The organism is Streptomyces sp. BK340, assembly GCF_007827595.1.
Classification (GTDB): domain Bacteria; phylum Actinomycetota; class Actinomycetes; order Streptomycetales; family Streptomycetaceae; genus Streptomyces.
Genome location: NZ_VISR01000026.1, coordinates 1 through 23,922, shown reverse-complemented (window position 1 = coordinate 23,922; position 23,922 = coordinate 1). Strand labels below are relative to the sequence as shown.

General features: G+C 70.7%; 19 protein-coding genes. 17 read left to right on the top strand and 2 right to left on the bottom strand.

The window, feature by feature from the left end; genetic code table 11:
• Positions 1 to 5: 5 nt before the first annotated feature.
• Complete coding sequence (locus FB157_RS34650; protein ID WP_145884648.1) at positions 6 to 587, bottom strand: adenylosuccinate lyase; 582 nt, start codon at positions 585 to 587, stop codon at positions 6 to 8.
• 384 nt (positions 588 to 971) lie between these two features.
• On the opposite strand from FB157_RS34650, the gene FB157_RS34645 reads away from it, so the two are divergent.
• From FB157_RS34645 to FB157_RS34600, 10 genes are all read left to right on the top strand, one after another.
• Complete coding sequence (locus FB157_RS34645; protein WP_145884647.1) at positions 972 to 2,777, top strand: 3-hydroxyacyl-CoA dehydrogenase family protein; 1,806 nt, start codon at positions 972 to 974, stop codon at positions 2,775 to 2,777.
• Between the two features lie 169 nt (positions 2,778 to 2,946).
• Complete coding sequence (locus FB157_RS34640; RefSeq protein WP_261386723.1) at positions 2,947 to 3,768, top strand: TetR family transcriptional regulator; 822 nt, start codon at positions 2,947 to 2,949, stop codon at positions 3,766 to 3,768.
• A gap of 441 nt (positions 3,769 to 4,209) precedes the next feature.
• Positions 4,210 to 5,553 carry a crotonyl-CoA carboxylase/reductase gene (ccrA, locus tag FB157_RS34635; protein ID WP_145884645.1) on the top strand — a complete coding sequence of 448 codons (1,344 nt, stop codon included), beginning with the start codon at positions 4,210 to 4,212 and terminating at the stop codon, positions 5,551 to 5,553.
• Positions 5,554 to 5,562: 9 nt separating this feature from the next.
• Positions 5,563 to 7,590 (top strand): protein meaA, encoded by a 2,028-nt coding sequence (locus FB157_RS34630; protein ID WP_145884644.1) that lies wholly within the window; start codon positions 5,563 to 5,565, stop codon positions 7,588 to 7,590.
• Positions 7,587 to 8,546 (top strand): CoA ester lyase, encoded by a 960-nt coding sequence (locus FB157_RS34625; protein ID WP_145884643.1) that lies wholly within the window; start codon positions 7,587 to 7,589, stop codon positions 8,544 to 8,546. Before FB157_RS34630 ends, FB157_RS34625 begins: the two co-directional genes overlap by 4 nt.
• Before the next feature lie 5 nt (positions 8,547 to 8,551).
• Positions 8,552 to 9,064, top strand: coding sequence for a MaoC family dehydratase (locus tag FB157_RS34620; RefSeq protein ID WP_145884642.1), 513 nt, complete (start codon positions 8,552 to 8,554; stop codon positions 9,062 to 9,064).
• Positions 9,064 to 10,269, top strand: a complete 1,206-nt coding sequence (locus FB157_RS34615; RefSeq protein ID WP_145884641.1) for an acyl-CoA dehydrogenase family protein — start codon at positions 9,064 to 9,066, stop codon at positions 10,267 to 10,269. The genes FB157_RS34620 and FB157_RS34615 overlap by 1 nt, the downstream gene beginning before the upstream one ends.
• 170 nt (positions 10,270 to 10,439) lie before the next feature.
• The gene (locus FB157_RS34610; protein ID WP_145884640.1) at positions 10,440 to 11,096 is read left to right on the top strand and encodes a phosphatidylserine decarboxylase; all 657 of its coding nucleotides are present in this window, start codon (positions 10,440 to 10,442) and stop codon (positions 11,094 to 11,096) included.
• A 22-nt stretch (positions 11,097 to 11,118) separates the two neighbouring features.
• On the top strand, positions 11,119 to 11,937 hold the full coding sequence (gene pssA, locus FB157_RS34605; protein ID WP_145884796.1) for a CDP-diacylglycerol--serine O-phosphatidyltransferase: 819 nt from the start codon (positions 11,119 to 11,121) through the stop codon (positions 11,935 to 11,937).
• Positions 11,938 to 12,142: 205 nt separating this feature from the next.
• Complete coding sequence (locus FB157_RS34600; protein ID WP_145884639.1) at positions 12,143 to 13,360, top strand: alpha/beta fold hydrolase; 1,218 nt, start codon at positions 12,143 to 12,145, stop codon at positions 13,358 to 13,360.
• Positions 13,361 to 13,381: 21 nt separating this feature from the next.
• Here the strand turns inward: FB157_RS34600 and FB157_RS34595 are convergent, their stop codons facing one another.
• On the bottom strand, positions 13,382 to 14,518 hold the full coding sequence (locus FB157_RS34595; RefSeq protein WP_145884794.1) for a glycerate kinase: 1,137 nt from the start codon (positions 14,516 to 14,518) through the stop codon (positions 13,382 to 13,384).
• Positions 14,519 to 14,682: 164 nt separating this feature from the next.
• Between FB157_RS34595 and FB157_RS34590 the strand changes: the two genes are divergently transcribed.
• The 7 genes from FB157_RS34590 to FB157_RS34560 all read left to right on the top strand — a co-directional run bounded on the left by FB157_RS34590 (position 14,683) and on the right by FB157_RS34560 (position 23,834).
• Entirely contained in the window at positions 14,683 to 15,771 is a 1,089-nt protein-coding gene (locus tag FB157_RS34590) for an ADP-ribosylglycohydrolase family protein (protein ID WP_145884638.1), read from the top strand.
• Positions 15,749 to 15,946 carry a hypothetical protein gene (locus FB157_RS34585; protein ID WP_145884637.1) on the top strand — a complete coding sequence of 66 codons (198 nt, stop codon included), beginning with the start codon at positions 15,749 to 15,751 and terminating at the stop codon, positions 15,944 to 15,946. Before FB157_RS34590 ends, FB157_RS34585 begins: the two co-directional genes overlap by 23 nt.
• A gap of 39 nt (positions 15,947 to 15,985) precedes the next feature.
• Positions 15,986 to 16,351, top strand: a complete 366-nt coding sequence (locus FB157_RS34580) for a CU044_2847 family protein (protein ID WP_145884636.1) — start codon at positions 15,986 to 15,988, stop codon at positions 16,349 to 16,351.
• Entirely contained in the window at positions 16,352 to 18,529 is a 2,178-nt protein-coding gene (locus tag FB157_RS34575) for a trypsin-like peptidase domain-containing protein (RefSeq protein ID WP_145884635.1), read from the top strand. It abuts the gene before it with no gap.
• The gene (locus FB157_RS34570; RefSeq protein WP_145884634.1) at positions 18,526 to 19,524 is read left to right on the top strand and encodes a MoxR family ATPase; all 999 of its coding nucleotides are present in this window, start codon (positions 18,526 to 18,528) and stop codon (positions 19,522 to 19,524) included. Before FB157_RS34575 ends, FB157_RS34570 begins: the two co-directional genes overlap by 4 nt.
• Positions 19,525 to 19,604: 80 nt before the next feature.
• Complete coding sequence (locus tag FB157_RS34565; protein ID WP_186581827.1) at positions 19,605 to 23,330, top strand: tetratricopeptide repeat-containing protein kinase family protein; 3,726 nt, start codon at positions 19,605 to 19,607, stop codon at positions 23,328 to 23,330.
• A 9-nt stretch (positions 23,331 to 23,339) separates the two neighbouring features.
• Positions 23,340 to 23,834 carry an NUDIX hydrolase gene (locus FB157_RS34560; RefSeq protein WP_145884632.1) on the top strand — a complete coding sequence of 165 codons (495 nt, stop codon included), beginning with the start codon at positions 23,340 to 23,342 and terminating at the stop codon, positions 23,832 to 23,834.
• Positions 23,835 to 23,922: the final 88 nt, after the last annotated feature.

The window sequence follows — 23,922 nt, the reverse complement described above, 5'->3', positions numbered from 1 at the left end:
GGGCGTCACCTCTGCCTCTGCTGCGGGATGCGGGCCAGCGCGTGCACCGCTGCCTCGGCGAGCGCCGGATGCGCGAGGGCCTCGTTCAGGACCCGGCGGGCGCGCTCGTCGCCGAGGGCGCCGAGGCCCTCCACGCAGGCCAGCGCCACCCGCCGGTACGGATCGTGCGGGCGCAGCCGCCGCTCCAGGGTGGTGATCAGCGCGGGCACGGACTCGGGGGCCTGCAGCTCGACCAGGAGCCGCACCGGGTGCAGGGCGTAGGCGACGCGCAGCTCGTTGGTGGCGAGCGCGGCGGCCGCGCGTGCGGTGCGCGGGTCGCCGAGGCGGGCGAGCGCGTGGGCGGCGGAGGCGCAGCGCGGCGGGTCGCGGTGGTTGAGCAGCAGCACCAGGGCCTCGAAGGCGCGCCGGTCGCCGGCGACGCCCAGCCGGAACGCGGCCAGTTCCCTGGCCCACAGCGGCTGTCCGGGCGCGGTGAGCACCTCCGCCAGTTCGTCATGGTCCTCGGTCGCCGTCAGCCGCTCGTACGCGACCGAGCCGCGCGACTCCTGTCGCATGCGTTCCGTGAGCGATCGCCACTCTTCGTCCACGAGGACCAGCCTAGGCGGGCCGCGCCGCGGGAGGGAGCTACATCACAAACTCGGTCCGGCTCAGGTCTGGCGCGCTCGTTACTCGCCGGTTAAGCTCAGACGAGCGAGTTACCCACTCGCACATCCGCTGACGACGGTTTGGTGACGCAGCCGTCGTGAGTTGGTCGGTTCGGTACATCGGTACCGCAGTACGACCCGGCTCCGGGACAGGGCCGGTCGGAATCAGCCTCTCCCGGGCGTGTATACGCCCGCGGCGACGGCCCACCGGGCGTGTGCGCCAGCAGCCCGGAAACACCCGCACCTCTTTTTCTCTCCGCCCCGGTGTGCGCCTCCTGGCGCACCCGGTGCGTTCCCAGTCGTCACCCTCATTCCTGGAGTCCCGCGATGGCCACTCCCCTGTCCGACACCCCCCTGTCCCAGCTCAAGACGATCGCCGTCGTCGGCCTCGGCACCATGGGCACCGGCATCACCGAGGTCCTCGCGAAGGCCGGCCGCGAGGTGATCGGCATCGACATCAGCGAGGCCCAGGCCGCGAAGGCCGCCGCCGCCCTGGAGGCCGCCACCGCCCGCTCCGTGGAGCGCGGCCGGCTGACCGAGCAGGAGCGCGCGGACGTCCTCGCCCGGATCCGCACGTCCACCGACATCGCCGCGGCCGCCGACGCCGACCTGGTCATCGAGGTGGCCCCGGAGTCGTACGAGATCAAGCACCAGATCTTCCGCGAGCTGGACGCCGTCGTCCGCCCCGAGACGATCCTCGCGACCGGCACCAACGCTCTGTCGGTCACCCGGCTCGCCGCCGACTCGGCCCGCCCGGAGCGCGTGCTCGGCCTGCACTTCTTCAACCCGGCCCCGGCGATGAAGCTGGTCGAGGTCGTCTCCTCGGTGCTGACCGCGCCGCAGGCCGTCGCCGCGGTCACCGACCTCGCCGTCGAGCTGGGCAAGGAGCCGGTCGCGGTCGGCGACCGCCCCGGGTTCGTCGCGGACGGGCTGCTGTTCGGCTACCTCAACCAGGCCGCCGCGATGTACGAGGCCCGGTACGCCTCCCGCGAGGACATCGACGCGGCCATGCGGCTCGGCTGCGGTCTGCCCATGGGCCCCCTCGCCCTGCTGGACCTCATCGGCATCGACACCGCGCGTACGGTCCTGGACGCCATGTACGCCGAGTCCGGCGACCGGCTGCACGCCCCCGCCCCGATCCTGAAGCAGCTCAGCGAAGCGGGCCTGACCGGCCGCAAGGCCGGGCGCGGCTTCTACACGTACGAGGCGCCCGGCAGCGCCACCACCGTGCCGGACGCGCTGACCCCGGTCGAGGGGAACGCGCAGGTCACGGGCCGCTCCGTGCGCTCCGTCGGCGTCGCGGGCTCGGGCACGATGGCCTCCGGGATCGCCGAGGTCTTCGCCAAGGCCGGGTACGAGGTCGTCCTCGCCGCCCGCAGCGAGGAGAAGGCCCGGACCGCCAAGGCGCGGATCGGCAAGTCCCTCGCGCGCTCCGTCGACAAGGGCCGGATGACCGCCGAGGCGGCCGCCCGGACCCTGGACCTGATCACCCCGGCGGGCTCCTACGAAGCCTTCGCCGGCGTCGACCTCGCCGTCGAGGCGGTCGCCGAGGACCTGGAGGTCAAGCAGCAGCTGTTCGCGACGCTGGACAAGGTCTGCAAGCCCGGCGCGGTCCTCGCCACCACCACCTCCTCGCTGCCCGTGGTCGCCTGCGCCCGCGCCACCTCGCGCCCGCAGGACGTGATCGGCATGCACTTCTTCAACCCGGCCCCGGCGATGAAGCTGGTCGAGGTCGTCCGCACGGTCCTGACGGCCGACGACGTCCACGCCACCGTCCGCGAGGTCTGCGCGAAGGTCAGGAAGCACGCCGTGGACTGCGGCGACCGGGCCGGGTTCATCGTGAACGCGCTGCTGTTCCCGTACCTGAACAACGCGGTCAAGATGGTTCAGGAGCACTACGCGTCCCTCGACGACATCGACGCCGCGATGAAGCTCGGCGGCGGCTACCCGATGGGCCCCTTCGAGCTGCTGGACGTCGTCGGTCTGGACGTCTCGCTCGCGATCGAGAAGGTGCTGCACCGCGAGTTCCGCGACCCGGGCCTGGCCCCGGCGCCGCTGCTGGAGCACCTGGTGGCCGCGGGCTGCCTCGGCCGCAAGACCGGCCGCGGCTTCCGCGAGTATGCCCGCCGCTGACGGCGCCGGTGACTGGTTCGACGGTGCCTCCGAGGGCGCGGACTGGGGCGGCCTGCTGGACCCCGTGGCGTTTCCCGCCCTTTCCGGCCCCGGCACTCCCCCGCCCTCCAGGGGCGGGGGAAACCCCGGACCTGCGCATCGAGCTGCGGACATGCAGTACGTTCGGGTCATGTCCCAGCCCGCCAAGTCCTCACGTACACCAGCCACGCCCGACGCGCCGGAAAGTGCCGCAGGCAGTCGCGCCGCCGCCCAGCGGCTGAAAATGCGCCGAGAGCTGGCGGCCGCAGCGATGGAGCTGTTCGCGACCAAGGGGTACGAGGCGACCACCGTCGACGAGATCGCGGCCGCTGCCGGGGTCGCGCGCCGCACCTTCTTCCGCCACTTCCGCTCCAAGGAAGAGGCGATCTTCCCCGACCACGACGACACGCTGATCCGCGCGGAGGCGGTCCTCAACGCCGCCCCCGCGCACGAGCACCCGCTCGACACCGTGTGCCGTGGCATCAAGGAAGTCATGAAGATGTACGCGGCCCGGCCGGAGATCTCGGTCGCCCGCTACAAGCTCACGCGCGAGGTGCCCACCCTGCGCGAGGCGGAGATCGCCTCGGTGGCCCGCTACGAGCGCCTGTTCACCCGCTATCTGCTCGGCCACTTCGACGAGCACGCGCACGCCGACGACGCCAACGACGACCCGCTGCTCGCCGAGGTCGCCGCCTCCGCCGTCGTCACGGCCCACAACCACGTCCTGCGGCGCTGGCTGCGGGCCGGCGGCCAGGGCGACGTGGAGGCCCAGCTCGACCACGCCTTCGCGATCGTGCGCAAGACCTTCGGCACGGGCATCGGCGCCGGACGCGGCTCGGCGGCCAAGCCGGCCGCCACCACGGCCCCGGCGACGGTGTCCGCACACGGCGAGGTGCTCGTGACGGTCGCCCGCACGGACGCCCCGCTCGACGAGGTCATGCGCACCATCGAGGAGGCGCTCAAGGAGCGCTGAGGCCCGCCGAGGCGCTCCGAGCGCGCGTTCCCGCTGTGACGACGGCCACCCCACGGGGTGGCCGTTTTGGCATGTCAGGGGCCCTTTTCCAGCAGATTTCAGAAGCCGTTCGATCGATCATCGCTCATTTGTTACGTAAAGATTTCATCTGAGGCGAACTCATGGCACTCAGTGCCTTGCCACCTGACACGCGGTGTCATACGTTGAAGGTGTCCGGGCGGCCGGCGAGCAGAGACCGATCGTTCGCCGGCTGTCCCCGCAAGCTCATGGCCTGCGCGCCCGGACGCCTGCGTCACAGGCAACCTCCCGCGCCACAAAGCGCTGCCGAAGCATCACCTCGCCGAACCGACGGCATCACCAAAACCCTCAGCAGCACTCCCAGTAGCACCGACGAACCCCCAGCGCCCCTCCCTCAGGGCGCTCACCGCCGGAGGCAATACCGTGACCGTGAAGGACATCCTCGACGCGATCCAGTCGCCGGAATCGACACCGGCCGACTTCGCAGCACTGCAGGTCCCCGAGTCGTACCGCGCGATCACCGTGCACAAGGACGAGACGGAGATGTTCGCGGGCCTCGAGTCCCGCGACAAGGACCCGCGCAAGTCGATTCACCTGGACGAGGTTCCGGTGCCCGAACTGGGCCCCGGTGAGGCCCTGGTGGCCGTCATGGCCTCCTCGGTCAACTACAACTCGGTGTGGACCTCGATCTTCGAGCCGCTGTCCACCTTCGGGTTCCTGGAGCGCTACGGCCGGCTCAGCGAACTGACCAAGCGCCATGACCTGCCGTACCACATCATCGGCTCCGACCTCGCGGGTGTCGTCCTGCGCACCGGCCCCGGCGTGAACGCCTGGAACCCCGGTGACGAGGTCGTCGCGCACTGTCTGTCCGTCGAGCTGGAGTCCAGCGACGGCCACAACGACACGATGCTCGACCCCGAGCAGCGCATCTGGGGCTTCGAGACCAACTTCGGCGGCCTCGCCGAGATCGCGCTCGTCAAGTCCAACCAGCTGATGCCGAAGCCCAAGCACCTCAGCTGGGAGGAGGCCGCGGCCCCGGGCCTGGTCAACTCCACCGCCTACCGCCAGCTGGTCTCCCGCAACGGCGCCGGCATGAAGCAGGGCGACAACGTCCTGATCTGGGGCGCCTCCGGCGGACTCGGATCGTACGCCACGCAGTTCGCGCTGGCCGGCGGCGCCAACCCGATCTGTGTCGTCTCCAGCGAGCAGAAGGCTGACATCTGCCGCTCGATGGGCGCCGAGGCGATCATCGACCGCAGCGCCGAGGGCTACAAGTTCTGGAAGGACGAGCGCACCCAGGACCCGAAGGAGTGGAAGCGCTTCGGCAAGCGCATCCGCGAGTTCACCGGCGGCGAGGACATCGACATCGTCTTCGAGCACCCCGGCCGCGAGACCTTCGGCGCGAGCGTCTACGTCACCCGTAAGGGCGGCACCATCACCACCTGCGCCTCGACCTCGGGCTACATGCACGAGTACGACAACCGCTACCTGTGGATGTCGCTGAAGCGGATCATCGGCTCGCACTTCGCCAACTACCGCGAGGCCTGGGAGGCCAACCGGCTCATCGCGAAGGGCAAGATCCACCCGACCCTGTCGAAGGTCTACTCCCTGGAGGAGACCGGCCAGGCCGCGTACGACGTGCACCGCAACCTCCACCAGGGCAAGGTCGGCGTGCTGTGCCTGGCCCCCGAGGAGGGCCTGGGCGTGCGCGACGAGGAGATGCGCGCCAAGCACATCGACGCCATCAACCGCTTCCGGAACGTCTGAGGGCCTTAGATGACAGAGCGTCAGAAGGACCGTCCGTGGCTCATGCGGACGTACGCCGGCCACTCGACGGCCGAGGCGTCCAACGAGCTGTACCGACGCAACCTCGCCAAGGGCCAGACCGGTCTGTCGGTGGCGTTCGACCTGCCGACGCAGACCGGCTACGACCCCGACCACATCCTCGCCCGCGGCGAGGTCGGCCGGGTCGGCGTGCCCGTCTCGCACCTCGGTGACATGCGCCGGCTGTTCCAGGACATCCCCCTGGAGCAGATGAACACCTCGATGACGATCAACGCCACCGCCATGTGGCTGCTGGCGCTCTACCAGGTCGTCGCCGAGGAGCAGGGTGCGGACATCACCAAGCTCCAGGGCACGACCCAGAACGACATCGTCAAGGAGTACCTGTCCAGGGGGACGCACGTCTTCCCGCCCGGGCCGTCGCTCCGCCTGACGACGGACATGATCGCGTACACGGTCTCCCACATCCCGAAGTGGAACCCGATCAACATCTGCAGCTACCACCTGCAGGAGGCCGGGGCCACGCCGGTGCAGGAGATCGCGTACGCGATGTCCACCGCGATCGCCGTCCTCGACGCCGTGCGCGACAGCGGCCAGGTGCCGCAGGAGCGTATGGGCGACGTGGTCGCGCGCATCTCCTTCTTCGTGAACGCGGGCGTCCGCTTCGTCGAGGAGATGTGCAAGATGCGGGCGTTCGGCCGCATCTGGGACAAGATCACCCGTGAGCGGTACGGCATCGAGGACGCGAAGCAGCGCCGGTTCCGCTACGGCGTCCAGGTCAACTCGCTCGGCCTGACCGAGGCGCAGCCGGAGAACAACGTCCAGCGGATCGTCCTCGAGATGCTGGCCGTGACCCTCTCCAAGGACGCCCGTGCGCGTGCCGTGCAGCTGCCGGCCTGGAACGAGGCCCTCGGCCTGCCCCGGCCGTGGGACCAGCAGTGGTCGCTGCGCATCCAGCAGGTCCTCGCGCACGAGAGCGACCTGCTGGAGTACGAGGACATCTTCGAGGGCTCGCACGTCATCGAGGCGAAGGTGAACGCCCTCGTCGAGGAGTCCCTCGCCGAGATCGACCGGATCCAGGAGATGGGCGGCGCGATGGCCGCCGTCGAGTCCGGCTACCTCAAGTCCCAGCTGGTCTCCTCGCACGCCGAGCGCCGGGCCCGGATCGAGTCCGGGCAGGAGAAGATCGTCGGCGTCAACATCTTCGAGACCACCGAGCCCAACCCGCTCACGGCCGACCTGGACACCGCGATCCAGACGGTCGACCCGGCGGTCGAGGCCCGGGTCGTCGAGGCGATCGGGGGCTGGCGCGACACCCGCTACCAGCCGCCCTTCAACCACCCGCGCCCCTGCAAGGCGCTGGAGCGGCTGAAGGAGGCCGCCAAGGGCACCGACAACCTCATGGAGGCCACCCTGGAGTGCGCCCGCGCCGGGGTCACGACCGGCGAGTGGGCGGGTGCGCTGCGCGAGGTGTTCGGCGAGTTCCGCGCGCCGACCGGGGTCTCCTCCGCTCCCATCGCCGTTCCCGTCGAGGCCGGCTCGGCACTCGCCGAGGTCCGCGCCAAGGTGGACGGCACCGCCCGCGAACTGGGCGTCGGCAAGCTCCGCTTCCTGGTCGGCAAGCCCGGTCTGGACGGGCACTCCAACGGCGCCGAGCAGATCGCCGTCCGTGCGCGTGACGCCGGCTTCGAGGTGGTCTACCAGGGCATCCGGCTGACGCCCGAGCAGATCGTGGACGCCGCGCTGGCGGAGGACGTGCATGCCGTGGGCCTGTCGATCCTCTCCGGCTCGCACGCCCAGCTGGTGCCGGACGTGCTCCAACGGCTGCGTGTGGCCGGTGCCACAGATATACCCGTGATCGCTGGTGGCATCATCCCGAATGGTGACGCCGACCAGCTGCGGGCCGCAGGAGTGGCCGCGGTCTTCACCCCGAAGGACTTCGACATCACCGGGATCATCGGCCGCATCGTCGACGAGATCCGGAAAGCGAACAAGCTCGACCCCCTGGAGGTCCCCGCATGACCGTCAACCGTCTTCGTCCGCGGCGTTCCTGCCTCGCCGTGCCGGGGAGCAACCCCCGCTTCCTGGAGAAGGCGCAGGGCCTCCCGGCCGACCAGGTCTTCCTGGACCTGGAGGACGCGTGCGCGCCGCTGGCCAAGCCCGAGGCGCGGCACACCATCGTCAAGTTCCTCAACGAGGGTGACTGGACGGGCAAGACGCGGGTCGTGCGCGTCAACGACTGGACGACCGAGTGGACGTACCGCGACGTCGTGACCGTCGTCGAGGGCGCGGGCCAGAACCTCGACTGCATCATGCTGCCGAAGGTGCAGACCGCCGAGCAGATCGTCGCCCTGGACCTGCTGCTGACGCAGATCGAGAAGACCATGGGCTTCGAGCTGGGCAAGATCGGCATCGAGGCGCAGATCGAGAACGCGCAGGGCCTCAACAACGTCAACGCGATCGCGCAGGCCTCCCCGCGCGTCGAGACGATCATCTTCGGCCCGGCCGACTTCATGGCCTCCATCAACATGAAGTCGCTCGTCGTGGGCGAGCAGCCGCCCGGCTACCCGGCGGACGCCTACCACTACATCCTGATGAAGATCCTGATGGCCGCCCGCGCCAACAACCTCCAGGCGATCGACGGCCCCTACCTGCAGATCCGCAACGTCGAGGGCTACCGCGAGGTCGCCCAGCGCGCCGCGGCCCTGGGCTTCGACGGCAAGTGGGTGCTGCACCCGGGCCAGGTCGAGGCGGCCAACGAGATCTTCTCGCCCTCCCAGGAGGACTTCGACCACGCCGAGCTGATCCTGGACGCGTACGACTACTACACGTCCGAGGCCGGCGGCAAGAAAGGCTCCGCGATGCTCGGCGACGAGATGATCGACGAGGCCAGCCGCAAGATGGCCCTGGTCATCTCCGGCAAGGGACGCGCCGCCGGCATGCAGCGCACGTCGAAGTTCGAGATCCCGGAGGCCTGAGCGCGATGCAGTTCGGACGCACCTACGAGGAGTTCGAGGTCGGGGCGACGTACAAGCACTGGCCGGGCAAGACGGTCACGGAGTACGACGACCACCTGTTCTGTCTCCTCACCATGAACCACCACCCGCTCCACATGGACACCAACTATGCGGAGAAGACGACGGACTTCGGCAAGAACGTCGTCGTCGGGAACTACATCTACTCGCTGCTGCTCGGCATGAGCGTGCCGGACATCTCCGGCAAGGCGATCGCCAACCTGGAGATCGAGTCGCTCAAGCACGTGGCGCCGACCTTCCACGGCGACACCATCTACGGGCAGACGACGGTGCTCGACAAGTGGCCGTCGAAGTCGAAGGACGACCGCGGCATCGTCTACGTCGAGACCAAGGGCTACAAGCAGGACGGCACCCTGGTGTGCGTCTTCCGCCGCAAGGTCATGGTGCCCACCGAGACGTACATCAAGGAGCGCGGCGGCGAGCAGCCCGGCCGCCCGGAGCTGAAGCAGCAGGAGAAGTAATGGCGCGCCTCGCCCAGACCGCCGGTCTGACCGACGTCCAGCAGGAGATCCTCTCCACCGTTCGGGACTTCGTCGACAAGGAGATCATTCCTGTCGCGACCGGGCTGGAGCACCGCGACGAGTACCCGCAGCAGATCGTGGACGGCCTGAAGGAACTCGGCCTGTTCGGTCTGATGATCCCCGAGGAGTACGGGGGCCTGGGCGAGTCGCTCCTCACCTACGCGCTGTGCGTGGAGGAGATCGCCCGCGGCTGGATGTCGGTGTCCGGCATCATCAACACGCACTTCATCGTCGCGTACATGCTCAAGCAGCACGGCACGCAGGAGCAGAAGGACCACTTCCTTCCGCGCATGGCGGCCGGCGACATCCGGGGCGCGTTCTCGATGTCGGAGCCGGGCCTGGGCTCCGATGTGTCGGCCATCACATCCAAGGCGGTCAAGGACGGCGACGAGTACGTCCTGAACGGTCAGAAGATGTGGCTGACGAACGGTGGCACCTCGTCCCTGGTGGCCGTTCTCGTCCGGAGTGACGAAGGACACCCCGAGGGCACGGCACCCCACAAGTCGATGACGACCTTCCTGATCGAGAAGGAGCCCGGCTTCGGCGAGGTCCGCCCCGGCCTCACGATCCCGGGCAAGATCGACAAGATGGGCTACAAGGGCGTCGACACCACCGAGCTGATCATGGACGGCCTCCGGGTTCCGGCCGATCGGGTGCTCGGCGGCGTCACCGGCCGAGGTTTTTACCAAATGATGGACGGCGTGGAGGTCGGCCGCGTCAATGTGGCGGCGCGTGGCTGCGGGGTCGCCCAGCGCGCCTTCGAACTGGGTGTCCAGTACGCCCAGCAGCGGCACACTTTCGGCAAGCCGATCGCCCAGCACCAGGCCATCCAGTTCAAGCTGGCCGAGATGGGCACCAAGGTCGAGGCCGCGCATGCCATGATGGTGAATGCGGCACGCAAAAAGGACTCCGGGGAACGAAACGACCTCGAAGCAGGGATGGCGAAATACCTCGCCTCCGAGTACTGCAAGGAGGTCGTGGAAGATGCCTTCCGGATCCACGGCGGCTACGGCTTCTCCAAGGAGTACGAGATCGAGCGCCTCTACCGGGAGGCTCCGATGCTGCTCATCGGTGAAGGCACCGCCGAGATCCAGAAAATGATCATCGGGCGCAGGTTGCTGGAAGAGTATCGATTCCAGGGCTGATTGTCCGGGTACGGGGTGTTTTCTTCGAGAAGAAGATCACACCCCGTGGACACTCTTCGGCCGCCGACTCGGCTGCCTCGCTTGCCCAGTTGCAGCCCGCGCCCGGTACGATCCCGGGAAAGCCGCCGTCCCCCGTCAGAGCGCGGCATCATCCGCTACGAAGGTCATCCATGCCCCACAGCCAAACCTCTGCACCTCGCGACCGCCAGGTCGGCGTACGCCTCGCGCGCGGAGCATCGCCGTGGCTTCTCCCGACCGTCGCCACCGCAGCCCTCAGCCTGGCCCGCGCCCGCCGTTCCGGCGCCGCCAAGGCCGTGGCCGTGCCCGCCACCGCGCTCGCGGCGGGCATGCTGTGGTTCTTCCGCGACCCCGAGCGCGAGATCGCCCAGGGCCGTGTCATCTCGCCCGCCGACGGTGTGGTGCAGAGCATCATGCCCTGGAAGGACGGCCGCACCCGGGTCGCGATCTTCATGAGCCCGCTCAACGTCCACGTCAACCGCGCGCCCCTCTCGGGCACGGTGACGTCGGTCGAGCACATCCCCGGCGGCTTTGTTCCGGCTTTCAACAAGGAGAGCGAGAACAACGAGCGCGTAGTCTGGCATTTCGACACCGAACTCGGCGACATCGAGATGATCCAGATCGCCGGCGCGGTGGCCCGCCGCATCGTGCCCTACATCCCCGAGGGCACGAAGGTCGAGCAGGGCGACCGAATCGGTCTGATCCGCTTCGGCTCGCGTGTCGACCTCTACCTGCCCGAGGGCGTGGAGGTCGCGGTCGAGGTCGGCCAGAAGACCGTGGCTGGGGTGACTCGCATTGACCGTGATTGATCCGGAGACCCAGGCGGGCTGGGTGCCCGAGGCGGACGAGGTGGACGAAGAAGAGGAGATGCCCCTCTCTCTCCGCCTCTCAATAGCGGACACCCTCACGCTGGGCAACGCCACGTGCGGCTTCATGGCGGTGTACTTCACCACCACCGGCATCCTGATCCCGCACCTCACCGACAGCCAGGAGTCCGGCATGGCGCGCAACAGCGCGGCCACGGCGGTCATCCTGATGCTGTGCGCAGCCGTGTTCGACCTGTTCGACGGCCTGGTGGCGCGCAAGCTCCGCTCCTCGCCCATGGGCGCCGAGCTGGACAACCTGTCGGACCTGATCAGCTTCGGCCTGGCGCCCGCGTACTTCGTGCTGGTCTACGGCATGGTCGCGGACGACGCGTACCAGAAGGTGGCGGCGGTCGGGGCAATCGTGGTGCTCCTGGCCGTGGTGCTGCGTCTGGCGCGCTTCTCGTGCGTGACGCCGACGAACGGCATGTTCCAGGGCATGCCCTCGCCGTTCGGCGCGCTGACGGTCGTCTCGATCATCCTGCTGGAGCTGCCCTTCTTCGCGACGCTCCTGGCGATCCTCGGTACGGCCTGGCTGATGGTGAGCCGGGTCGAGTACCCGAAGCCGCGGGGCCGCCTCGCGGTGGCCATGCTGTCCTGGATCGTCCTGTCCATGGGCCTCCTGACCGCCTGGGCCTTCGACGCCCCGGGCGGCCAGCTGCTCCTCCAGACGGGCTGCGCCCTGCAGCTGGTCATGGGCGCGGTGATCCCGCTGTTCGCCACGGCGCGCCGGGTGAACAACTTCCGCGACAACCGTCGGGAGGCACGGGCGGCGCAGCTGCCCTGACCCTCCGCACCGACACACCGGGTGTGGCCCGAGCCTCCGAGGCTCGGGCCACACCCGTTTTGCGTTCAAGGGCTGCGACCGGCTCCCCTTTGCCCCGTCAACTACCCCTGTTCCCTGCCGATTTGCAGTGATTCACGGGTAGGGCGACGGTGGAAACAGGGGCATTTACGAACATTCATCCCACCATGCGGATGGGAGGACAGCCATGCCCGGACCCGTACAGACGGACTACCCGGTCCCGCACAAGTCGAACAATCCGGCCAACGCGAACAAGCAGGTGAACCTCTTCGTCCGGGAGTGGAACGGCACCCAGCCGGGCCACGACCCCGAGCCGGTGCTGATGCTCCACGGCAGAAGCGTGCCGGTGCTCGCCGGATACGACCTCGTGCTCCCCGGAGTGCCCGGGGACGACGCCATCCGGTACAGCTGGGCCCAGCAGCTGGCCAAGGACCACTACGACGTGTACATGATGGACGTACAGGGCAACGGGAAATCGCCACGCCTGATGATGGACGACCCGTGCAACGCCAATCCGGCCCAGCGGGACGACGTCCTGGGCCCGCTCGCGGCTCCGTGCGGGACGCCACCGTACCCCCACGAGTTCGGCACCTCGCAGAGCGAATGGTCGGAGCTGGCCACGGTCGTCAAGTTCGTCAGGTCACGGTGCATGAACAAGCCGATCCACTTCATCGGCTGGTCCGCCGCGGGACCGCTCATGGGTCCTTACGCCCTCCTGCACCCCACGGAGGTCAAGAGCCTGTTCCTCCTCGCCCCGATCTTCGCGCCGCTGGGACGGTGGTCGGAGAATCCCGTTGACCCGTTCGGGCTCCCCAAAGGGGTCACGAACCTGCCCGTGTACCCGCCGCAGGCCATGTTCGGCTTCCCGATGCACGTCAACAGCAAGACCGGCTTCAAGGTCGCATGGGACCGCGAGACGGGCAGCCCGCTCCAGCGGGAGCCCGGCATCGAGGACACGGTGTGGGCCGCCATGATGGACAGTGACCCCGTCGGCGCCAAGTGGGGTCCCCTGCTGCCGGACGGCACGCACGAGGGCGTCCACCGGTTCCGGAACTCGTTCTGGTGGGGCTGGAACAACCAGACCGCGGCGTACAACGGCGTGCTCGGCAACCAGGTGCCCGTCGCCCTCGTCCACGGCGAGCTGGACAGGACGGCCAACACCCCGGAGGCCCTCCCGGTGCCGCCGGTCCTGCGCTTCTCCGTCCCGGCCCTCTACAAGGCCGTCGCGGGGCCGGACAAGCTGATGTTCCAGCTGGCGGGCGCGGGACACTCCATGGTCTGGGAGCGCCCCGCGAAGATCCTGCACCAGATCACGAAGCAGTGGCTGGCCCACCAGCAGGTGTGGGGCCTCACGAGCGGCAGCTACTACCGGGACGTGGACGGGGAGCTGACCGAACTGCAGTAGGACCGGCCGTGCGGCGACGGCTCAGACCAGGAAGTCCTGGCCGATCCGCTCCGCGACCCGCTCCAGGATCGGCCCGGCGTCCGCGATGCACTTCGCCACGTCCGGCTCCACCGACGTCAGCGGGTACGCCCGGCCGATCCCGGCCCGGTGCAGCGCCTCCTCCGGCAGGGCGAGCCGGCCGCACACCGCCACGACGTCCTTGCCGGCCGCCCGGGCCGCCGCTGCGACCCCCGCCGGCGCCTTCCCGTGCAGGGTCTGCTCGTCCAGCGAACCCTCACCGGTGATCACCAGGCCGGCCCGGTCCAGCGCCGGAGCGAAGCCGAGCACGTCCAGCATGACCTCGATGCCGGGGCGGAAACGGGCGCCCAGGAGAAGGGCGCCGTAGCCGATGCCGCCGGCCGCACCGGCGCCCGGTGCCGCCGCGTGCTCGGCGGCGCGCGGCCCCACGGCCGTCTCCAGGACCTTGGCGAAGTGGGCGAGGGCCGCGTCCAGGGCCGCCACGTCGTCCGGCGAGGCGCCCTTCTGCGGCCCGTACACCGCGGGCGCGCCCTTCGGTCCGGTCAGCGGGTTGTCGACGTCGCTGGCGAGGACCAGCTCCACGGTGGACAGGCGCGGGTCGAGACCGGACAGGTCCGCGCGTGCCAGCTCGGCGAGACCGCCGCCGCCCGGCGAGACCGGCTCGCCGTCCTCGTCCAGGAACCGGGCGCCCAGCGCGGACAGCATCCCGGCGCCGCCGTCCGTCGTGGCGCTCCCGCCGACGCCGAACACGATCGTCCGCGCGCCCGCGTCCAGCGCGGCCCGCAGCAGCTCTCCCGAGCCGTACGTGGAGGCGGTCAGCGGCGCGAAGACACCGGCCGGCAGCCGCTGCAGACCGCTCGCCTCGGCCATCTCCACCACCGCGGTGTCGCCGCGCAGCGCGAACGCGGCCGTCACCTCCTGGCCGAGCGGCCCGGCGACCCGGATCTCCCGGCGCTCGAAGCCGGCCGCGACCGCCGCGTCCACGGTTCCGTCGCCACCGTCGGCCACGGGCAGCGCCTCGACGTCGAGGCCGGGCACGACCCGGCGCAGCCCGGCCGTCACCCGCTCGGCGACCTGCACGGCCGTCAGCGAGCCCTTGAACTTGTCCGCGGCGATGAGCACCCTGCGGGTCTCGTTCACTGCAGCGTCCGCCACCTTGCTTTCCCCTTGCTCTCCGGGCCCCGCGCACGTCAGGGCCAGTCGCGCCGCTGCGACCTTAACCGGAGGACACCCCCGTCGTCATGCCCCGACCGAACCCTGGGCAGCGCCTGGGAGCCGGCCGGGAAAACGGGTAGACCCCAGCCATGAACAATCAGGGCACCGGGCCGGACCTCGCCGACCGCATCCACGGGGGCTGGCTCGGCCGGATCGCGGGCAACATGCTCGGCAAGCCGGTCGAACAGGGCGAGGTGTGGACCCGCGAGCGCATCGACCGCTATCTGCGCAAGGCCGCCGCCCTGCCGCTCACCGACTACCTGCCCGAGCCCGCCGACGCGGCCGACGGCGCCGTGCTGCGCCCGGAGTGGCGCCAGTGCGTGCGCGGCCGTGTCCACGGCAGCTGCCGCGACGACGACGTCGACTACGCCGTCCTCGGCCTGCACCTGCTGGAGACCCACGGGTTCGGCTTCAGCACCGAACAGGTCGGCGACCTGTGGCTGCTCAGGCTGCCGTACCTGCAGACCTTCACCGCGGAGCGGGCGGCGTACCGCAACCTCGCGAACGGTCTGAAGCCGCCGCTGACGGCGACGTACGACAACCCGTACCAGGAGTGGATCGGCGCGCTGATCCGTGCCGACGTCTACGGCTGGACCTGCCCGGGCGACCCGCCCCGCGCGGCGGCGCTGGCCCGCCGGGACGCGGTGCTCTCGCACACCGGCAACGGCGTCTACGGCGCGATGTTCGCGGCCGCGCTGATCTCGGCGGCGTTCATCGCGCCGGGGGTGCGGCAGGCGCTGGAGGCCGCGCTGGCCGTGATCCCGGCGAGCAGCCGGCTGGCCCGGACCGTGCGCCGGGTCGTGTCCCTGCACGAGACCCGGCTGCCCTGGGAGGAGACACTGGCCACGGTGTCCGCGGAGACCGCCGGCCTCGGCTGGATCCACACGGTCCCGAACGCGGCGGTCCTCACGGCCGGGCTGCTGTACGGCGACGGCGACTTCACCCGGACCATCGCCCTCACCGTCCGCGGCGGCCTGGACACCGACTCCAACGGGGCCACGGCCGGTTCGGTGGCCGGGGTGCGCACCGGTGCGGCGGCCGTCCCGGACCAGTGGAAGGACCCGCTGGAGGACACCGTGCGAAGCGCGGTGTTCGGTTTCGACGGGGTACGGATCAGTGCGCTGGCCGAGCGCACCCTGCGCCTGGCCGAGGCGGTTGCCGGCCCCGCACCCCGTTGAAGAGTGCGGCGAAGTCGGGCGCAGCAGCGGATTCGCCGAGCCGGTCGACGAACTCCACGCCACCAGCCAGGAGTTCGCGGCACTGTGGAAGGCGTGCGACGTCACCGTGTTCCGCTTCCTCGGCGGCCACTCGAAGCGGCTGCTCGCGTCACTTGTCGGCGCGAATCCGTCGTAAACGCCGCCAACACCGAGTCGCGATCGGCACAATGACGTCATGCCGGAGTACCTGGAACTCGATCTGTCCGGAGCCGAAGTCCGCGTGGAACTCGCCGATGTGGGCGAGGCGCCGGAGTCCTCGGGGCTGCCTGCGGAGTTCGGCGCGCCGAGCCCCGTCGCGACCGGCGGCGGCCGGGTCACCGCTCTCGCCGCCGACGGGCTTCGGGCAGCACTGCGCCCGTTGGGCCCGCTCCTCGACGAGGTCCACTCGGCGGTGTCGGGGGCGCAGCAGCCGCCCGAGTCCTTCACGGTCGAGTTCGGTGTCGAGCTGGGCAAGGACCTTAAACTCGGCATCGTGAGCGCCCGAGGCCGGGCCACGATGACGGTGGCGGCGACCTGGCGGCAAAATTCGCACGGAGCGTAGGTGAGCTGGTTCCAACAGTCCGCGGGGCCCCCGCCGGTCGTGGCCGTCCACGCCCCCGATGCCGGCACGGCGGCCGGAGCCGCCGCGCTGCTCACCCCGCAGTGGGTGCTGACCTGCGCGCATGTGGTCAACGAAGCCCTCGGGCTGCCACAGCTCAGCACCGAGTGGCCCGCGGAGAAGGGCCTCGCCGTCACCTTCGCCCGTGGAACGTCGCGGATCGCGGCACGGATCGAGAAGTGGGTGCCGCCCACGAATACTGCTGCGGTCTGGCACGGTGATCTGTGCCTGCTGCAGCTCGACGAGCCCGCGCCTGAGTGGGTGCCGCCTGTCCTCTGGGCGGACATGACCCAGGGGCAGCCTCTTCGGGCCTGGCACAGCTGCGGTGATCCGGTCACGTTCGCGGACGTCGAGATGAAACTGCTCGACCGGCATGTCGGCTATGTGGACGGTCAGTTGTCGGGGGCCCCGATCGGACCGGGGTTCAGCGGCGGTCCGCTGTGGACCGCGTCGGGCACGGCGGTTGGCCTGGTCGTCGGCAGACTGGAACCGCCGGGTGGCGCCCTGACGTCCGGGCACACACTGCGGCGGGCCTGGGCGCTGCCTTGGCAGACGCTGCGCGCGGAACTGGACCGCGTCGGGGCCCGGGCCGTGGTCACGGCCTGCCGCACGGTGCGTGCGGTTCCGGCGCACGACCCTGTCGGCGCCAAACTCGTGGCCGCACTACGGGAGTTGCTGCCCACCGCAGCCGCCCGGACGGAGCCCGCACGGCATCTGGTGCAGGAGCTGAAACTCAACGGGCCGCAGGACGGCAGCGCACCGACGGTGGAAGAGCTGGCCGCCGAACTGCTCAGCACACCACGCGCGTTGCCGACGATCAGCGAATGCCTGGTGACCGGTCCCGACGGAGCGCGGCCGGAGCGGCTGAACGCGCTGCTCGCGCTCGGCCGGGTCATCGACGCGGCCGGGCTGCTGTCGCACGGCGAGTACGCGTTCCTGGAGGAGCGGCTGCGCGAGGTGGCCAGCCAGGACAGCATGCTGCCGGCCCGTGCCGCGCAGGAAGCACTGCGGTTCACACAACCTCCCGACGCCCTCTGCGAGCCGGTGCTGCGGCCCGAGGCGGTGGGCGAGGTGATCACCGGGCTGGAGGGCTGCCACGAGGGCGGTCCGGGGCCGGAGGACACGCCTCGCGTTCCGTCCCTGGTCCATGTCGTCGAATTCATCGCCGCCGGGCTGCCCGAGCCCCGGCGACAGGCGCTTCAGGACTGGAGCGACCGGGTCTGCGACCGGCTCGGGGTGCATACGGCGGCCCGGAACCAGCGGCGCGAGGACGCCCGGCAGTGGGCCGGGCTGCGGACGGCTCCCCGGGCCAGGCTGCTGGCCCGACTCGACGTGTACGGCCCAACCGCGCCCGGATGCTTCCGGTGTCGGCTCTGGCAGCAACGGCCGGACGGCTCCCAGCACCGCATGGACACCACCGCCGGCGACGCGCCCCTCACGCCCGAGCAGGTCGCCACCGTGATCCGCGACGGTGCCCAGCGCCTTCAGCATGCCACCCGTGGGGAACCCCCCGCGGTGGACATAGAGGTGGACCGCGCCGGGCTCCATCTGCCGCTCGACGAATGGGAGCCGGAACCGCCCAACGCCTTCGAACCGAGCCTGCCGCTAGGCGTGCTCTACCAACTGACATTGCGCTCCGCCGACATGAGCCGACAGGTACCCACCCGTGATCCGGAGCGGCAGCGCCGATGGGGCGACGGGCACGGACGGCCGCTGGTCATCGGCAGGCAGCACGCGGACAGCCGGGAAGTGGCGGGGCTGCTGAGGTCGACCTACCTGGACGCCAACCAGGTGGTGCTGCACGGCCCGCCCGAGCTGCGCAACCAGCTCCTCGACCTCTGTCTGGCCCTGGGCGTGCCCGTGGTGGTGTGGGACCGAGAGGCACAGAGCCACGACCACGCCGAACACCTCGCCCCGGTCAACCCGGCCGGGCCGCTGCACGGACTGCCCCGCCGTTTGCACGAGTTTCGTGCGGAGAAGCCGGCGAAGAAGCGGGCGGACCCTTCGGCCCGTCAGGCGAGCCCCTCTCTCGTGTGGGAGGACCCCACCTGGGACAGGCTGGCCCACGAGGATCCCGGCCTGCAGTTGACCGACCCGGACGAAGGAGCACCCAGCCGATGACAGCACCGCACGCCCCGGGCCACGACTCCGGGCCCGACGGCTGGCGGCTGTTCCGGGGCGATGGGCAGGCCCGGCAGGTCGCGTTCCCCGAGGCTCCGCCCTGGCGGCGGTTCGCCTCCACATCGAGCGCATCCGAGCCACCGAAGCCGCTGCCCTATCTGATCGGCCCCGCCGAGGCCGATGTGGTCAACGCAGCCCTCCTGCTGCGCCGCCCGCTGCTCGTCACCGGCCACCCGGGCACGGGTAAATCCTCCCTGGCCCACGCCGTCGCACACGAACTGTCCCTCGGCCAGGTCCTGAACTGGCCGGTCAACAGCCGTTCCACCCTGCAAGACGCGCTCTACCGTTACGACGCGATCGGACGGCTGCGCGAATCCAACCTGCGCCGGGAACAGCCCTCTGAGCAGCCGCCTCACGAGCAGGAGCCGGACATCGGCTCGTACGTCCGTCTCGGCCCCCTGGGCACCTCGCTCGTCCCGTCCGAGCGGCCCCGGGTACTGCTCGTCGACGAGCTCGACAAGGGGGATGTGGACCTGCCCAACGACCTGCTGGCGGTCTTCGAGGACGGCGAGTTCGAGATCCCCGAGCTGGCCCGGCTGCCCGAGAAGCACCACCGTATCGAGGTGCTGACCGCGGACCTCGGGGCGCGGGTGCCGGTCGTCCGGGGCCGGGTGCGCTGTTCGGAGTTTCCCGTGGTCGTGATCACCAGCAACGGCGAACGCGAGTTCCCGCCCGCCTTCCTGCGCCGCTGCGTGCGCCTGGAGATCGAGAAACCCACGGACGACCAGTTGCGTGACATCGTGCGGGCTCATCTCAGGGACGCGGATCTCAAGGACGTCGACGATCTGCTGAGTAAGTTCCTCACCCGCCGCACCTCGGGTGAGCTGGCCACCGACCAGCTGCTCAACGCGGTGTTCCTCCGCAAGGGGGGCGTCGCCCTCTCCGAGGGGAAGCTTCTGGAAGCCGTGCTGCACCGGCTCGGCGGAACGGTGTAGCGACGGTGCGGTCCGGATCCGGGCGGAGCGGGGACGGCCGGGCGCCGGAGCCGGATCGGTCGTCCCCGAAGGCACCAGGCATGCGGGCCGTTGGGCAGGTGGCCACGATTCTCGCCGACAGCGGTGTGGAGCTGTCCCCCGAGGAATTGCTGGACACGCTGTGGCTGGCGGGACGCCTGCGCGCGGACGGATCGGCGCCGCTGGCACGGGCGGTCGGCAAGGTGAGCGGCCGGGACGGTCCGAACCCGGACGCCGTGCCGGGCATCCTGGACGACGCCGCCCCGGCCTCCGCGCCCGCCCCCACGCCGGAGTGGTCGCCCCCGCCCAAAGCCCCGCCACCCCCGCCCAAAGCCCCGCCACCCCCCGTCGCGCCGCCCCTTCCGCGCGGTCCCGACCAGGCTGTCCCGCGGCCGCCCCAGCCGCGCGTTCCCCTGCACGCGGCCGCCGTCCGGCCGTCGTCCCGCCCCGGCACACCCGTCCACCCCGTCAGCGCCCCCACCCCCCGGGCCGCACGGTTCGACCAGCTGCAACTGGGACGCTCCCTCCGGCCGTTGAAGCTGCGCGTCCGGGACCCGCGGAACTCGGAGCTGGACGAGACGGCCACCGCCGAGGCCGCGGCGGAGACGGGTCTGCCGGACGCCGTGCTGAGACCGTCGCAGGCTCGCTGGCTGGACGTCACGCTCCTGGTCGACGACGGGACCTCGATGCTGCTGTGGCAGCGCCTCGCGAGCGAGGTCAAGAGCTTGCTTGAGCGCAGCGGCGCCTTCCGCACCGTACGCGTGCTGGGCCTGGACACGCGCGGTTCGCACGCCCCACGGCTGACGTCCCGCCCGTTCCTGGCCGACACCGCAGGCCTGCCTCCCTCGACCGTCACCGACACGACCGGCCGGACACTCGTCCTCGTCGTCAGCGACGGCGTGGGCGCGGCCTGGCGCGACGGCCGGATGCGAAGGCAGCTCGGGCAGTGGGGGCGGTACGGCCCGACGGCGGTGCTGCACGCCCTGCCCCCGCACTTGTGGGAGGGATCCGGGTTACGGGCCGCGCGCTGGCGCGTCACCACGAGACGGCGCGGCGCGCCGAACCACGCATGGGAAGTGGCGGACCCGGTGCTGCCGCCCGAGCTGGCGGTGTTCAACGGTGTCGAGGTGCCGGTCCTCGCGCCCGATGCCGAGGCGCTGGGCGCGTGGGCGTCGCTTCTGGCATCACCGGGGACAAGCACGGTGCTGCCCCTGCTCTCCGCCCCGTCCGCCGTCCGTCTCCCCAACGCTGCGACGGGAGCCGCGCAGGCCGTCCTGCGGTTCCGTGAGACGGCGTCCCCCGAGGCCTACCGGCTCGCCGCGCATCTGGCGGCAATGGCTCCGGTGTCCGTCCCGGTCATGCGGCTCGTCCAGCAGGTGCTCGGCCCGCGGTTCGACACCGGCCACCTCGCGGAGGTGTTCCTCGGTGGGCTGATGCGGCCCGCCAGAGCGGGTCCGGGTCCGCTCGTCCCGCAGCACCGTCGTTACGACTTCTGCGAGCAGGCCCGCGACATCCTGCTCGGTACGGCTCCGGCCGTCGAACTTCTCAGGACGGGCCGCGCCGTGGCCGACCGGTTGGCCCGGCTCGTCGGCCGTTCCCCCGATTTCCCGGCCTGGCTGGCGCATCCGGACGGTACCGATGAAGCCGTGGCCGAGTCGGAGCCGTTCGGCTGGATCGACCGGCGTCTGCTGCGGAGGCTGGGCGTGCCTCCGGATCAGGGTGGCGTACCGAAGCCGGGCCGGGACGGCGCGGAGCCCGTACCACCTCCGGACGAGGCACCCGACGAACCGCCGCCGGCGTACGTCGACGCACCCGGTTCGCCGTGGCTGTCGCTCGGGTACGGCAATCCCGTGAAGGTGCGCACCTGGCAGTTGTTCGCCCGGCACAAGCAGGCCTGGCCCCGCGAGGGGATGTTTCTGGGGCGGGACGACAGTGGCCGGACGGCCGCGATCCGGCTGAAGGCCCCGCAGTCCGCGCAGCGCGCGCCCGTGAAGCGGGAGGCCGACGCGCTGCGTGGGCTGAAGGGGAGGGGCGCGCCCGAACTGCTGGACCTGGGCGGCACCTGGACGGCGACGGAACTGCTCCTGGCGGAGGGTGATCCCCCGTACCCCGTCCCGAGTCTCGCCCAGCGAGTGGAGCTGATGGGTCCGCTTCCGGTGGAGGAGTTCGTCCACGTCGCCCATCACGCGGCTGACGTACTCGCCCACGCGCACGCCAGGGGAATCGTGCACGGGGGGCTCACCGCGCTGCGGATCCTGCCGGACAGTGAGGAGGTCTGCATCACCGGATGGGGTGCCGACGAGCACTCCGCGGACCGTGACGACGACATCGCGAGCCTGGGGTCGCTCCTGCTGGAGGCGGCCGGCCCCCGGCTGGGGCCCGGGCTGAGCGCGCTGCTGGAACGCTGCCGCAGCCCGGTGCTCGCGGACCGGCCGTCGGCAGCCCATCTCGCCATGTTCTTCCGGCACTTCGGGCATCAGACCGGGCCGCCGCCGGCTGTCCGCAGCTCCGTTTCCGTGGGCGTCGGCGATGACGGCGAGAAGGTGACCCTGGACTTCGCCGTGATGGGCCCGCACGGCAGCGTGCAGGGGCCGTTCGCCGCACGGGCCGCACTGCTGTACGTCATCGTGAACGGCATGGCGCGCCGCATGTACGCACCGGACGAGGTCCGGTTCGTCCTCGTCGGGGACGCTCGCCTGTATCTGGAACCCCGGGCCGCCAGGGATCTGCGCCAGGTGGTGTTCCAGTCGGAGACCAGAGACGTGGACGAGGCGCTCGGAGGGGAACTGCGGCTCCGTCGGGCTCTGCTCGACGAGGCTGGTGCGGCAGGCCGGCCCCGTCCGGCGCTCGCCCCGATGGTCGTGGTCACCGAGGCGCAGGACCCGGAGACGACCGCCGCCTGGCGGCGCGCCCTGCCGCCCGAACTCGGCGTCCATCTGCTGGTGCTGGAGGGCGCAGCCGACCCCCCGACGGAGCTCGGCTACCGGATCATGCTCGACGACGAGGGCGCGGGCAGCCTCACGTACGGCGCGGCCCGGCACACCTTCGGCTTCCGCCGATTGCTGTCGGCGCCGCGTGTCGACCAGGCGGCGAAGCTCACGGACGAGCAGCGCCAAGCGGTCTACCTGGGGCGGAACGGGGGCCTTCGCGAGGCCGTGATCGCGCTGCAGGACATCGCCGTCGAACAGCGCGACCTGCTCGGTCCCAACCATCCCGACACCCTCTCCAGCCACTATGAGATCGGCACCCTCTACTTGCGGTGGGGGAGGTACGGGGAAGCGCTCGACACCTTCGCGTACACAGCGGCACGGCGCGTGACGGCACTGGGCCCCGGGCATCCGGACACGCTGAACGCACACCAGCAGCGTGCGCACACGTTGAACAGGCTCGGCCGCACCGACGAGGCGTACGCGGCGTACTGCGACGTGCTCGACGGCTGGCTGGCCTCGGTCGGCGAGCAGCATCCCGCCACTCTGCTGACCCGGCACAGCCTGGCCATCACGCTGATCGCCCTCGAACGATACGACGAGGCGCTGCGGCAGGCTCACGCCGCTCACCGGGGCCGGGTCCGGATCCTCGGCGACGGTCACCCCAGCACGATGGCGAGTGCCCACGAACTCGCCATCGCACTGTTCGGATCGGGCCGGGAGGAGCAGGGGACGGAGTTGGCGCGGAATCTGTACATGCAGCGCGTGCGTGTGCTCGGAGCGGATCATGAGGACACGCTCGCGACACGGCGTCTGCTCGGCGACAACCCGTTCCCGGAGGCGGACTCGCCCCACGGCTAACCTGCTTGAGTGACCACCATCCAAGACTTCGCCACATACATCGCGAGCCTCCCCCGCGTGCTGGCCGGTGCGGCCGCGCTCTTCCGGGACGACGAGGGGCGCGTGCTGCTCGTCGAACCCAACTACCGTGAGGGCTGGGCCCTTCCGGGCGGCACGATCGAGTCGGACGACGGCGAGACGCCCCGCCAGGGGGCGCGCCGCGAGACGCTCGAAGAGATCGGCCTGGACCGGGAACTCGGCCGGATGCTGGCGGTCGACTGGGTGCACGGCACCGGCCGGCCGCCGCTGGTGGCCTACCTGTACGACGGGGGTGTGCTGCCCGAGACCGAGTTCAAGGCCATTCGGCTGCAGGAGGAGGAGCTGCTGTCCTGGCGTCTGGTGGCCCGTGAGGAGATCCCCGAGTACCTGCCCGGTGCCCTCGGCCGCCGTGTCCTGGCCGCGCTGGACGTCCTGGCTCAGGGCACGGGCACGGCGGAGCTGGAGAACGGCCACCGGGTGGCCTAGGTGTATTGACCCGCAGCGTTGTTCACTCGGCTGATCGGGGGCTGGCCTCCGAGTGCGGTGTGGCAGCGGTGGTGGTTGTAGGTGTGGA